The sequence below is a fragment of the Flavobacterium sp. KMS genome, from assembly GCF_000813005.1.
In the GTDB taxonomy this organism is placed as follows: Bacteria; Bacteroidota; Bacteroidia; order Flavobacteriales; family Flavobacteriaceae; genus Flavobacterium.
In genome coordinates this window covers 1-11041 of record NZ_JSYP01000046.1, presented here as the reverse complement: position 1 = coordinate 11041, position 11041 = coordinate 1, and the positions used below count along the sequence as shown (strand labels likewise).

At 31.5% G+C, this 11041-nt stretch carries 16 protein-coding genes; 1 reads left to right on the top strand and 15 read right to left on the bottom strand.

All coding sequences use genetic code 11. The features are described from left to right. Positions 1 to 101 precede the first annotated feature (101 nt). The 7 genes from OA93_RS23875 to OA93_RS23845 all read right to left on the bottom strand — a co-directional run bounded on the left by OA93_RS23875 (position 102) and on the right by OA93_RS23845 (position 4347). Positions 102 to 497 carry a thrombospondin type 3 repeat-containing protein gene (locus tag OA93_RS23875; RefSeq protein WP_039116786.1) on the bottom strand — a complete coding sequence of 132 codons (396 nt, stop codon included), beginning with the start codon at positions 495 to 497 and terminating at the stop codon, positions 102 to 104. Further along, positions 490 to 987 (bottom strand): hypothetical protein, encoded by a 498-nt coding sequence (locus OA93_RS23870; RefSeq protein ID WP_039116785.1) that lies wholly within the window; start codon positions 985 to 987, stop codon positions 490 to 492. The genes OA93_RS23875 and OA93_RS23870 overlap by 8 nt, the downstream gene beginning before the upstream one ends. Before the next feature lie 11 nt (positions 988 to 998). Next, on the bottom strand, positions 999 to 1199 hold the full coding sequence (locus tag OA93_RS23865; protein ID WP_039116784.1) for a hypothetical protein: 201 nt from the start codon (positions 1197 to 1199) through the stop codon (positions 999 to 1001). Between the two features lie 15 nt (positions 1200 to 1214). Then, positions 1215 to 1835, bottom strand: coding sequence for a hypothetical protein (locus tag OA93_RS23860; protein WP_039116783.1), 621 nt, complete (start codon positions 1833 to 1835; stop codon positions 1215 to 1217). A gap of 171 nt (positions 1836 to 2006) precedes the next feature. Further along, positions 2007 to 2684 (bottom strand): IS1 family transposase, encoded by a 678-nt coding sequence (locus OA93_RS23855; protein WP_039116782.1) that lies wholly within the window; start codon positions 2682 to 2684, stop codon positions 2007 to 2009. Positions 2685 to 2846: 162 nt separating this feature from the next. Beyond that, the gene (locus tag OA93_RS23850; protein ID WP_039116781.1) at positions 2847 to 3308 is read right to left on the bottom strand and encodes a hypothetical protein; all 462 of its coding nucleotides are present in this window, start codon (positions 3306 to 3308) and stop codon (positions 2847 to 2849) included. Next, positions 3301 to 4347, bottom strand: a complete 1047-nt coding sequence (locus OA93_RS23845; RefSeq protein WP_039116780.1) for an RHS repeat-associated core domain-containing protein — start codon at positions 4345 to 4347, stop codon at positions 3301 to 3303. Before OA93_RS23845 ends, OA93_RS23850 begins: the two co-directional genes overlap by 8 nt. Here OA93_RS23845 and OA93_RS23840 point away from each other — a divergent pair. Further along, positions 4346 to 4594, top strand: a complete 249-nt coding sequence (locus tag OA93_RS23840) for a hypothetical protein (RefSeq protein WP_039116779.1) — start codon at positions 4346 to 4348, stop codon at positions 4592 to 4594. The two genes, OA93_RS23845 and OA93_RS23840, sit on opposite strands and share 2 nt — an antisense overlap. A gap of 162 nt (positions 4595 to 4756) precedes the next feature. On the opposite strand, the gene OA93_RS23835 is transcribed toward OA93_RS23840, so the two are convergent. The 8 genes from OA93_RS23835 to OA93_RS24385 form a co-directional block, all read right to left on the bottom strand. Further along, positions 4757 to 5524 carry a hypothetical protein gene (locus OA93_RS23835; protein WP_039116778.1) on the bottom strand — a complete coding sequence of 256 codons (768 nt, stop codon included), beginning with the start codon at positions 5522 to 5524 and terminating at the stop codon, positions 4757 to 4759. 256 nt (positions 5525 to 5780) lie between these two features. Beyond that, positions 5781 to 6242 carry a hypothetical protein gene (locus OA93_RS23830; RefSeq protein ID WP_123912140.1) on the bottom strand — a complete coding sequence of 154 codons (462 nt, stop codon included), beginning with the start codon at positions 6240 to 6242 and terminating at the stop codon, positions 5781 to 5783. A gap of 10 nt (positions 6243 to 6252) precedes the next feature. After that, positions 6253 to 7194 carry a hypothetical protein gene (locus OA93_RS23825; RefSeq protein ID WP_039116776.1) on the bottom strand — a complete coding sequence of 314 codons (942 nt, stop codon included), beginning with the start codon at positions 7192 to 7194 and terminating at the stop codon, positions 6253 to 6255. An 84-nt stretch (positions 7195 to 7278) separates the two neighbouring features. Continuing rightward, positions 7279 to 7827: a hypothetical protein gene (locus tag OA93_RS23820; protein WP_039116775.1), complete on the bottom strand. Its 549-nt coding sequence runs from the start codon at positions 7825 to 7827 to the stop codon at positions 7279 to 7281. Positions 7828 to 7868: 41 nt separating this feature from the next. Further along, complete coding sequence (locus OA93_RS23815) at positions 7869 to 8336, bottom strand: hypothetical protein (RefSeq protein ID WP_039116774.1); 468 nt, start codon at positions 8334 to 8336, stop codon at positions 7869 to 7871. Beyond that, entirely contained in the window at positions 8326 to 9321 is a 996-nt protein-coding gene (locus OA93_RS24390) for an RHS repeat-associated core domain-containing protein (protein ID WP_052259603.1), read from the bottom strand. The genes OA93_RS23815 and OA93_RS24390 overlap by 11 nt, the downstream gene beginning before the upstream one ends. Before the next feature lie 139 nt (positions 9322 to 9460). Beyond that, entirely contained in the window at positions 9461 to 9619 is a 159-nt protein-coding gene (locus OA93_RS25245; protein ID WP_165572141.1) for a hypothetical protein, read from the bottom strand. Between the two features lie 435 nt (positions 9620 to 10054). Beyond that, positions 10055 to 10891 carry a hypothetical protein gene (locus tag OA93_RS24385; RefSeq protein WP_052259602.1) on the bottom strand — a complete coding sequence of 279 codons (837 nt, stop codon included), beginning with the start codon at positions 10889 to 10891 and terminating at the stop codon, positions 10055 to 10057. Positions 10892 to 11041 lie beyond the last annotated feature (150 nt).

Genomic DNA, 11041 nt, shown 5'->3' with positions numbered 1-11041 from the left:
CCAATCCTAGGGTCGTGCATTCTAAATTTGTAGTTAATCGAATTTCCTTCACCTTTTAGCTCATCGTCCTTCTCCTGCCCCTGAAAACCATATCTGTAAGGCTATGAACTACCATGTCTATTAGGTACAAGCATTCCAAAAGGGTAATAATCAGAATAACTAAGAACGTCAGGCATAAAGATACTTCCGGTAAACAATTTTCTGTCACTTACAACCGAAAGTACGTTTCCTAAATGATTCGAAAACTCATATTGCTTGTCTCCTACAAAACGGTATGCTGTTATCGGTGTGGCAGGTATAGCATTTTCTCCTTGGCCTTGTGCTAATCCTTCGCATACATCGCCAATACCATTGCCATTAGCATCTTCCTGTAATGGGTTAGCAATTGTTGGGCAATTATCACAGACATCTCCTATACCGCCTCCATCGATTTTGCTTATTGTTACGGGTGCAAAGTCAGGAGACATTCGCACAGCACTCACAACAAATTTATTCATTAGAACTCTTCGTAGAGCGGGTTAATTCACTCGATTTTTCTTTTGGAACCACTTCAACAGTCACTTCATTCTCAATAAAAAAATCATAAAGCGGTTTTAAATCACCTCTATTCAAACACATAAACCAAATTTTCTTCTCTTTATCTACAGAATTTAAATAGGTAATACCGACAGCCCCAGGGTCTCTAGAAGAAGGGAGAGCAATACAAACTGACTTAATCTGTTGCAGATTTACAATTTCCTTTTCTTTTCTTAGAAAATATGATTTAATAATTTGTTTATCTATGATTTCAATTTGATATATAAAATGTACTGAAAAAAGATATGCTATATATAAGAGAATTACAAAATATACTGACAAGTAAATTGATGTGTGTGTCAATATATATCTATGATTCAATTCAGGTAGAAGTATTAGAGGAAGAGAAAATCCAAAAAATAATATCCAAAATAAATTTAAACTGTTGGTATAGGAAGTTGTATATCTCATCTTTTTAATTTTTATTTTCTATTTTCAGCATTATTAACACTTTGTAACTCACCAGTAGCATCAGTAGTTCCTTTAAAAACATTAAGAGAACCTTTTACAGCCTCTGTACCACCACTTGCACTACCTAAACTATTAATAGAAAAGAATCGTGCAAAACCTCGAACGAAAGCTTTAACAGCGTGAAATACTTGTTGCTGTCCTTTCGTCTCCAATTGGCTATCAATTAGCTAACTATGATTTTCTCCTCCACCAGCAATCTCATCCACATCAAAAGCAAGAGAAACAATCGTTCCAACTTTTTCAATTTTTTGGAAATTTGTTACTGCTTGTATCCCTACACTTTCTAGTGCCAGAGGCGCGATAACTGCAGTTTTATAATTACTGACAGTTGTAGCATATTTGCCAGACCCCTCAATTGATTTATCTGGTACAGGATAAATTGGATTAAACGTTTTAATAGCTTTCCCATAATTAGACCAATTACTCTTTTTACCCACTTCTTTGGGATTATACCCAGCCTTATTCATGTTCAACTTAGCCAAATCTCCAGTAAAGATTGCTCTCACCATACCATCCGTACCATAAATATTAAACTGACTTTGAGATTTAGTAGCTGGCCAATCAGCATTAGGATAATTTCTTGTCGTATATTCTCGCTCTTTAAACATTTCATATTTACCTCCAGCTCCTTTAAAAACTCTGTAAACATGCATGTTTAAATGTTCAGCACCTTCTAATTCTATACCATCCATAACCCTGTTTTCACTAAATGCATATGTAGAATTGTGAGGATATTTTCTAAACAATGGGTCAATTGCAAAGAATCTTCCAATACGTGGGTCATGCATACGATAAGTATAATTCAAAGAATTCCCTTCACCCTTAATCTCATCATCCTTTTCCTGACCTTGGAATCCGTAATTATAAGGGTCTGCGACATTTTTTTTACAAGTATTTACCTGTTAAATATAAAATTTTAAAGAACATGATTTTAAAGGATAAACTTACTGTTTTATTGCTCAAATCCAAAAATAAATCTTCAAAACAGCAGTAAAAATAACCAAACTTTTACTGAAGCAAATTGTCCTGCGGTTGAGTCTTTTCAGATGAGTTCTCAGTGTCAAATTCTTTCTTTCTATATGATTTGTACCAAATCGCTTAACAGAATGCACTTTCTTATCAATCAGATACCTATAGTTTTTAAGTCTGTCCGTAAATATCTTTTTAGCGTCAGATAATTTTAAAGTTTCCAGAACACGGTTCAGCGTTTTATTGGTTCGTTTGCCAACATTAAAACTTACAACAGTTTTGGAATTTCTCTCAAGCGCATAAACTAGCCAGATATAATTCCTCTTGTGTCTAATGTAAGTACACAGCTCATCAACTTCATAAGTTTTACCTTTGGTGATATTTGGCTTAACAATGTTTTTGGCAATAGACACAATTCTTTTTAATAATGTTGTAGCTGATATTTTTAATATTCTTGCTGTGCTTCTTATCCCTAAACCTTCTTTAGTTAATTGAATAATATTCTGGTTTATATCTCCTTTATAAGCCAGATATGCATAATTTTTAACTCTAGTTTTCCCGCATGCTCTGCAAATATATCTTTGATTACCAGACTTTGTCTTTCCATACTTTATCATATTTCGAATGTCACCAACACATCTGTAACACCTAGTCTGGTTTGACTCCATTTTTTTCGATTTAAGGCATTATAAAATTAAAAAACAGCCCAAAGGCTGTTTTAATTTTTATGCGATATTAATATAAATATCTGATTTTCTGTAGATGTCAGATGCAATAATTAACCACCAACACATCTGATACATTACCCATTACCAACATACTTTAACTTATCAAATATTTTTAGAAATCCTATAATTAACTTTTGATTGTAGAAAATCAGTAAATTCAGTATCGAATTTATTAATTCGGAAAGTATATTTTTTATCATCAATTATTATTTTGAACCTAATATTGATTCCTTCATATCGATTAGAAACCATTAGCGCTTCTTTTACCTGATTGTAATTCACTTTTATTTCTTTTTTTATAAGATAAAATTCAACTATCATGTAGTCTTCATACATATAGAGTCGCACTGCATTGTATCTAGTAAAAAAAATTAATAGAATAGCCATAGACTGAACCCACAAGAAAACTGTAATATTAAAATCATCCCAAGAAAAAATACAACAGATACAATAAATAGATATCCCCGCTAAAAGTGGAAATAATATTTTTAACCATGATACTTTTCGAACTAACAAACAATTATTATTATTATTATTATTATTATTATTATTATTATTATTCATGTTTTTCTTCGTTAAATTCACTTGCACTTTGTGCATCTCCTGCTGATGTAGCAGCATTAATCATTGTATCTGGCAAAACTGTTGTTGATTGCAATTCTTTTATAGTTTTGAAATTATATATGTTTCCTACGTTGCTAAACATATTAGCGGCATCAATGAAAAACTTTGCATACAAAACTGCTTTTTGAGCATTTTCATTTCCTTCCGTTAACTTACTAGAAATACCCGTAAGTTGGTCTACATCTGAAGCGGCTCCTGCATAACCAAGTATACCTGCCTCACCAGCAAGTAGTGTAGGTCCTGCCACTACCAAACTAACTCCTGCAACATAATTTTTTGCTGTATTCATACCCGCAGCCATTCTTGCGCTTTTGTGTGCTTCCTTAAGCACTTGTAAAAAACTAGGAATTGACCTGTCAATAGGAGTTGGGTCGTAGGAAATGGTACTACCAAACTCACTAGAACCAATGGTAAACGTACCTTTATTTAAACCAATAAATCCACTATTTTTATACTTTTCACCATTCATTCCTCCTATTGTGTATGATTTATATCCTGACGAAAATAATTCTGGTGAATTTGAAAACGCATCCCAAAATTGTTTTTTGTATTGCATAAATTCTTTAATAGTTATTGGCTCATATAATGCTGAGTGTTTAACCCCAACGTAATCAGTTGACTTTAACAAAGTTTTAGAATCTAAAACTTCTCTTCTAATTTTTCCTGCAACTGTTGTATGCATAATAACTATTCTTTCTTCTAAACCATCCAAATCAATCGCTACGATTGGTTTATTTCCAGCAAATTGATAAGGTGTATACCATGGGAAAGACTTAAATAATGGGTCTTGTGATAAGAATTTCCCAATTCTTGGGTCATAAACTCTAAAGCCATAATCATATTGTAATCCCTCTCCTTTGATTTCATTATCTTTTTCTTTTCCATTAAAACCATATCTGTACTCGTTGGTATTACCATGTCTTGTAGGAACAAGCATTCCAAAAGGGTAATAATCAGAATAACTAAGAACGTCTGGCATGAAATTATTTCCACCTATCAATTTTCTATCTGAAATAACAGATAAAACATTTCCTAAATGGTTTGACAACTCATATTGTTTGTCTCCTACAAAACGATATGCGGTTGCTGGTGTACCTGGCGTGGTATTTTCTCCTTTACCTTGTGCAAGACCTTCACACCCATCGCCTATACCATTTTTATTAGCATCTTCCTGTCCAGGATTGGCAATCGTAGGACAATTATCTCATACATCGCCATCACCATAAGAATACTTTCTTATTTTTATAGATATACTCTATGGCTTATTGTTGGGGCACGAGCGGGACGCATCGCACTAGCACCTGCGTTACCTAATGCTCGCGCCAGCAGGGGGAAATCAGGAGGTGTTTACAGTGCAAATAACAAATTTATTCTTTAAATAGGAACTCCTAACAAATCTTTTTTACTTTGTTTAGTAACATTTCAAAATCTGTCAAACTAGGTTTATTATTCGTTTTCACAAAAAGGTTGTCATTTTTAATTTCTATTTCAATATTTTTTTCATTTTTAAATATTTCTAAAATAGACTTTAATAAATGAATATTATGACTTTGTTTCAATTCAAAAATTGCAAAGCCATCGACATTTATTGTACTTTTTTTACTAAATAAATTCAATATTTTTTCGTGGAATTCAAGAGGTTTTAAAAAATAATATCCATTAATATTGGGTACTTCTAACCAAAACATAATCTGATAGCTAGAAAATGAATATCTCGAATTTGTATTTAAATCAACTTTTGGAAAAAATAACAAATTGTTTTGGACAAATTTAAATGATATTTTATAATCCCAATTTGAGTACTTGGACAAAATTATCGTCTTTTTAAGACATGATATTTGAGCTTTATCTATTTTCGTAATCTTATAATTTGATTTTTTTAAATAGTTAGAGATTTCTTCGATAATCCTTTCATCATCATCAAAATTTTCTAATTCTTCGTTTGATTTTATTTTATATGCATCATAAGTATCTACTTTTTCATCAGCCTGTTCAATTAAAAATTTTGTTCCAGTTTTAGGGTCATATAAAAATGAATCAACATTTTTTTTCTTTGTTTCTTTTTGTTCATTTATACTTAATATCATTAATCTTATAAATAATATAAGCCATCCTAATAATAGTAATACACTTATAATAATTCCTATGGTTGGCATTCTTATTTTTTTTTAAATATTAATTAAATCCTATACTTCTCTTACTAAAACATATAGCATGTCTATACTCAAAATCTTCTTTAACGAAACCCTTTTGTTGAAATTAAATGAGCGTTTTTTGAATCCAAATAAAGATAGATGCTATCTTTCTCATATGAAAATCTATAAGAGAAAAATGATTAAGCCATCAAATCGATGGCTTTTTCTTTTATAAAACCTAATACCAGAATCAAAGCCAGTATTAGGTTTTACATATCTATTCCTTAACTTTATTTTTTAAACTTTCTTGATATTCCCCGTATGAATAATACTTTAATTTAGAGCGAACAGCCTGAATATAGGTATCCTCCTTATCCAAAATTAGTTGTATAATATAAGACTCTCCAGTGTCTTGAATTGTATCAATATACATATTGTAAGTACCGTCAAATCTCTTTTCCTCACAATTTTTAATATTCAGTTTTAATGAGTCTGAATGCTTAAAAATTTCATAATCAGATGAGACAAACCTGCCTTCCCTAGTTTCGCTTGTAATTATCCATGAATGATTAAAATTTTCAAAGCCAATCTCATCATACCTCTTTAATGTTAAATCCTCATTTTTGTAATAAAATTGCTCAATGAACCATCTTCCCTTTACCATATCAAAATATTTTTTCCGATTCGTACTGCAAGAAACAGTTATAAAGAACAAAATAAATAGTAATACCTTTTTCATATCTTTCATATTACTTTTTAGGAGATTGCGATGAACTTGAATTTTCACTTGGAGCTGACCAGCTATTAACCTTCTCAATTTGTTCAGTCTGAGCTTTTGAATTTAACAATCTAAATTTAGCAACAGAAGAAGAAACTTCATTAATAATTTTCTCAGCTGTTTCCCCTATATTCTTAGATTCATTTCCATTACCACCAAACATTACAATGTTTGCAATATCGGTCATATCTTTAACATTTATATTTTCTTTTTTGATAATCCCAGTTTTAACAGCATACTGCAAATTTTTTAAAACTTGACCCACAACAGAATTATTAGAATTCAATACTTCTCCACTCCAACTATCCTTAATTTCCCATGAACGCATCTGTTTATCAAGAGCAACTTTGTCGTCTACCATCGCTTTTGTATCTATAAAATCCTGAACTCCCTTATACAAATCATAAATAACGAAAATACCCATTGCTTTTGCTTTTGCTGGAATTGGCGTAGGTTCGTAGGTTTTACCAAATGACGAGTTCGAAACAAAGCTTTTACTTCCAAATTTCTGCCTTCCATCAATCTGTCCATTTCCTTTATTACGACGTACATCTTTATTAACTTGGTAATTACTATCTGTCCAGGTTCCATCACTATTAGCAGTAAGATTGTCTGCGTTATTGTAGCCTCCTGTTAAACCAAAGACACTTTCTGAGGAGGTACTGTTATATGCTAATGTAGGATTACTTTGTTTGTAAGTTTTTTGAAAATTGTCATTAAAATTTTCCAGTTTTATTTGAAGTCTTCCTGATGTGAATTCAACCCTTGCTTCATGAAAACTTAAATACTCAAGCCCTTCCAACTCCATTCCATCAATGACTCTATTTTCAGAAAAAGCATACGGAGAGTTATGAGGGTAAAGTCTAGTAAGTGGGTCTAAAGATAAGAACCTACCAATTCTCGGGTCATGCATCCTAAAGGTATAATTCAACGAATTTCCTTCCCCTTTAATCTCATCGTCCTTTTCCTGTCCTTGGAAGCCATACTTGTATTTTTTTTATAATTTAACTATCGCTTTAATAGCGGAAATAACTCTTTCTGCTTCCCAAGAAGGGATATTTTTCCCAAATCTTAGTTGAGTTTCATCGGTTTTAATTTCTATAGTTCCCGCACTTATTATATATTGCATTTCTTTTTCAGCTGTCCCAAATCCAATATAATCCATTGTTTCATTATCTAATGGGTGCTTTGTGAAGTTTTCTTCGCCTATGTATTTTATATGTATTATTTTTTCTAATCCGAACTCTGTTTCTTTGAATTTTCCCAAACTTTTATAAACAACTTTTAATGTTTTATTATTTACTATGACATATTCACTGTAGAAAGCACTTGCTATATACCTTTTTGCTACTATATATAAAAAAAAAGCCAATGAGAAAAACAATAAGGAAAAAAGCGTATCTTCTTTAATCTGTGAAATCCCTATAAATACAAAACCTACAGTTGCCGAAAGTGACACAAAAGCTGTAAATCCAAAACCAAACTTTAAAATTGCTTTATCATTTTTTTTTATATCAACACGAGTTTCATGTCTTTTATTCTCCATTTATTTTTTCTTTTTTCAGATTTCTCTGATTCATTTTAATATTACTCTTCCCAGCCTACTCCATTGTAATCAAAACTTTGTAAAGCTTTATACGCCACTATGCGAGTTGTGTTGGATTTTAATTCAATTCCTAAGCTTTTCCTATCATAATTTTTAAAAAATCGGACTTGATATGAATTTTTAAAGATGGGATTTTCACAAATCATAATAAGCTTAATGTTTCCAATACTATCAATTTGAACATTCCACCTCGTATTGTCTTCCTCATCTTCTGCAGGATATTTATAGATTTCTGGGATTGAGAAGAATCCTTCTCGAAAACTAAAATAATTTATTAACAAATCATCTTTGCAATCTTTATTTTTTATTTCAAACTCATCAATAGCCCAATTACCAATAATTTTTTCAGAAATTATATCTTTTTTAGATTGACAAGATGATGTTAATATTAGAATACCAACAATTAAACATTTCAAAGATTGAACTATATGGTTTTTACTATTTAACATTGGTATTATCTTTTTTAGTTTCTGTTGTTTCTTTTAATTTAATCTTTTTTGTTGTCGCATCCATCTTTCTTTTTTCCTGTTGTCCTTCTTTTGTTAAATCACGATAAATTTCCATTCCTGCTTTTATAATTTCGTTCGTATACTCTGGAGAACCATCGCCTCCATATAGCATTACATTAGCAATTAATGAAAGATTTTTTGTGTCTCTCATACTTGCAGGAATATATGATTTTTGAGTAGATTTTAGAGCCTTTTCGATAGCAGGCAAAACCTTTTTTGTTAGTATATCCTGATGCTCTGCTAATAAATTAGCATCTTGAGTTATTAAATGATTTTTGTACCATTTTAAACTTGTTGATACTAGTGCAACAGCTATTGTAGCTTTATTTGCTCTTACTGAATTCGAATAATTCAATTGAGTATCAACATTTCTTTTAAAGTTATACTTATTAGCATGATTTATTGATTCTTTCTTTCCTCCATAAACATCACTTTCATCAAGAATTCCTAGTGATAAGTCTTGTTCTACAAATCCTATTCTAATATCGTCTTTCACGGAAGTTCCTTCATATATGTAACGTCCCAAATAGATTAAATCTTGTTTAGGGAATCTATATAAAAATCTATCCCAACTATCATAAACATTCGTATGAACCATGTTATATGATGCTTCATTAAGATTATCAACATTAATCATAGCAGCACCATAGGTCATTTTTATTCGAGATTCATTATGTCCTAAAAATTCTAATCCTTCTAATTCCATTCCGTCAATCACTCTGTTTTCAGCAAACGCATAAGGTGAGTTATGAGGATATTGTGGACTTAATGGGTCTAAAGATAAAAACCTACCAATCCTCGGGTCATGCATTCTAAAGGTATAATTCAACGAATTTCCTTCGCCTTTAATCTCATCATCCTTTTCTTGCCCTTGAAATCCGTAACGATATGAATCACTAGAGCCATGTCTGGTTGGTACTTGCATACCAAAAGGGAAACCGCTTATACACTATTTTGAATCAGGTTTTATTTTTAAGAACGTGAGGCAAACATATACAAAAAAACCGTCTGGATTATCTCCAAACGGTCATTTTTTAATAAGAATAAGGTTTTTTTCTAAAATATCAGTTACAGCCAAATTTTTCCATCGGGTGATTGTATTCCAACTTCAATTTTAAATCATCGATACTTATAAAATCATATCGTTGAACACTGGTAACGTAACGATAACCACCCAAATACTGTGCTTGTCTTAGTCCCAATTCTTTTATCCAAATAGCCATTCTGGACTGTTTGAACTGTTTAAAGTCTTTGATATAGTGAAGTCCACTCCCTTTATACTAATATCATTAAGACGGATAAAAGAAATATAAATAGGAAAGTTAGAAACAATAACGCTATTAATTTCCTAATTTCAATATAGTAATCAAGAACTATTTTATCATTTAATTTTAAAATCTCACTTTTATCGAGTGAAACTATTTTCCCTTCAAAAGAATTTGTAAGCGTTTTATGTTTCTCATAGAAATCAGGATGTACTTTCTTAATATAAGAAGATACTTTAGAAGCTAAATTTAAAAGTTTAGCAATATAAATGGGATACAAAATAAATCCATAAATTAAAGATAGATAATTGAAATATCTTACTTTTAGAACAATTAATACTCCCGTAAACAATGTTGCTATTAAAAAAGTTATATATAGATTACGAATATTCATTATTTCTTTAATTTTTCATTAATCATTTGCGTAGCAGTTTCCATAGTTTTAATATCTCCTTGCGTCGATTTGAGATTTGCATTAGCTTTATTCAAGTCTTCATTTCCTTGGTTATATTGTTCTAAAGCCCATTTTTTATGTAATTCTCCATTTTGACCTTTATAATAATCTGAAGTTTTGAATTTTGAAATTTTTTCTTTCGCATCTTTTATATTAGTAAGGGCTTCTTTTTTATCTTTTTGTATCGTAGTTAATGTCTGCTTTGCTCTTTTAATCTGACCTGACAATGATTCTTTTGCACCCTCCAATAATGTAGTGTATTTTGCTAAATTAGATATAGGTTTTAGTTCAGTATTACTATATGAATAATCTAAAGAAACAGGAAGAAGACCTGCACCTAAACCAAATGAAAAATACCCTCCCATATATTTACCCGAAGAGGCAAGTCCGACAGAAACACCACCAGGTATTCCAATCAGTGTTGCATTGAAAGACCCTCCTCCAGTATGTCCCCAACCAGAAGCATCCTTAGCAGAAGGCATTGTTGGGAAAACGGTAAGATTTAACCCTGTCGCTATGGAAACATTTGTAGTAAGCCCCAAACCATAGCTACCGTAAGCATAAATTCCATCTGGAGCAATTACAATTCCTGCGCCAGAATTACCTGTAATTCCTGCGCCTCCACTAACGGTTTTACCAACTAACAAGACTTCTTTTCCTTCTAACTCAACTCCATCAATAACCCTATTCTCACTAAATGCATAAGGACTATTCCATGCAAACTTTGCACTTAAAGGGTCAATTGCAAAGAATCTACCAATCCTAGGGTCGTGCATTCTAAATTTGTAGTTAATCGAATTTCCTTCACCTTTTAGCTCATCGTCCTTCTCCTGCCCCTGAAAACCATATCTGTAAGGCTATGAACTACCATGTCTATTAGGTACAAGCATTCCAAAAGGGTAATAATCAGAATAACTAAGAACGTC

What these genes read in the sequence shown, in the direction of transcription:
- OA93_RS23845 (WP_039116780.1), bottom strand. Translation starts at nt 4,347, where the DNA reads ATGCCAGACGTTCTTAGTTATTCTGATTATTACCCTTTTGGAATGCTT.
- OA93_RS23840 (WP_039116779.1), top strand. Translation starts at nt 4,346, where the DNA reads ATGAAATTATTTCCACCTATCAATTTTCTATCTGAAATAACAGATAAA.
- OA93_RS23830 (WP_123912140.1), bottom strand. Translation starts at nt 6,242, where the DNA reads ATGAAAAAGGTATTACTATTTATTTTGTTCTTTATAACTGTTTCTTGC.
- OA93_RS23820 (WP_039116775.1), bottom strand. Translation starts at nt 7,827, where the DNA reads ATGGAGAATAAAAGACATGAAACTCGTGTTGATATAAAAAAAAATGAT.
- OA93_RS23835 (WP_039116778.1), bottom strand. Translation starts at nt 5,524, where the DNA reads ATGCCAACCATAGGAATTATTATAAGTGTATTACTATTATTAGGATGG.
- OA93_RS23855 (WP_039116782.1), bottom strand. Translation starts at nt 2,684, where the DNA reads ATGGAGTCAAACCAGACTAGGTGTTACAGATGTGTTGGTGACATTCGA.
- OA93_RS24390 (WP_052259603.1), bottom strand. Translation starts at nt 9,321, where the DNA reads ATGCAAGTACCAACCAGACATGGCTCTAGTGATTCATATCGTTACGGA.
- OA93_RS25245 (WP_165572141.1), bottom strand. Translation starts at nt 9,619, where the DNA reads ATGGCTATTTGGATAAAAGAATTGGGACTAAGACAAGCACAGTATTTG.
- OA93_RS24385 (WP_052259602.1), bottom strand. Translation starts at nt 10,891, where the DNA reads ATGCACGACCCTAGGATTGGTAGATTCTTTGCAATTGACCCTTTAAGT.
- OA93_RS23860 (WP_039116783.1), bottom strand. Translation starts at nt 1,835, where the DNA reads ATGCATGACCCACGTATTGGAAGATTCTTTGCAATTGACCCATTGTTT.
- OA93_RS23875 (WP_039116786.1), bottom strand. Translation starts at nt 497, where the DNA reads ATGAATAAATTTGTTGTGAGTGCTGTGCGAATGTCTCCTGACTTTGCA.
- OA93_RS23825 (WP_039116776.1), bottom strand. Translation starts at nt 7,194, where the DNA reads ATGCATGACCCGAGAATTGGTAGGTTCTTATCTTTAGACCCACTTACT.
- OA93_RS23815 (WP_039116774.1), bottom strand. Translation starts at nt 8,336, where the DNA reads ATGTTAAATAGTAAAAACCATATAGTTCAATCTTTGAAATGTTTAATT.
- OA93_RS23850 (WP_039116781.1), bottom strand. Translation starts at nt 3,308, where the DNA reads ATGAATAATAATAATAATAATAATAATAATAATAATAATAATAATTGT.
- OA93_RS23870 (WP_039116785.1), bottom strand. Translation starts at nt 987, where the DNA reads ATGAGATATACAACTTCCTATACCAACAGTTTAAATTTATTTTGGATA.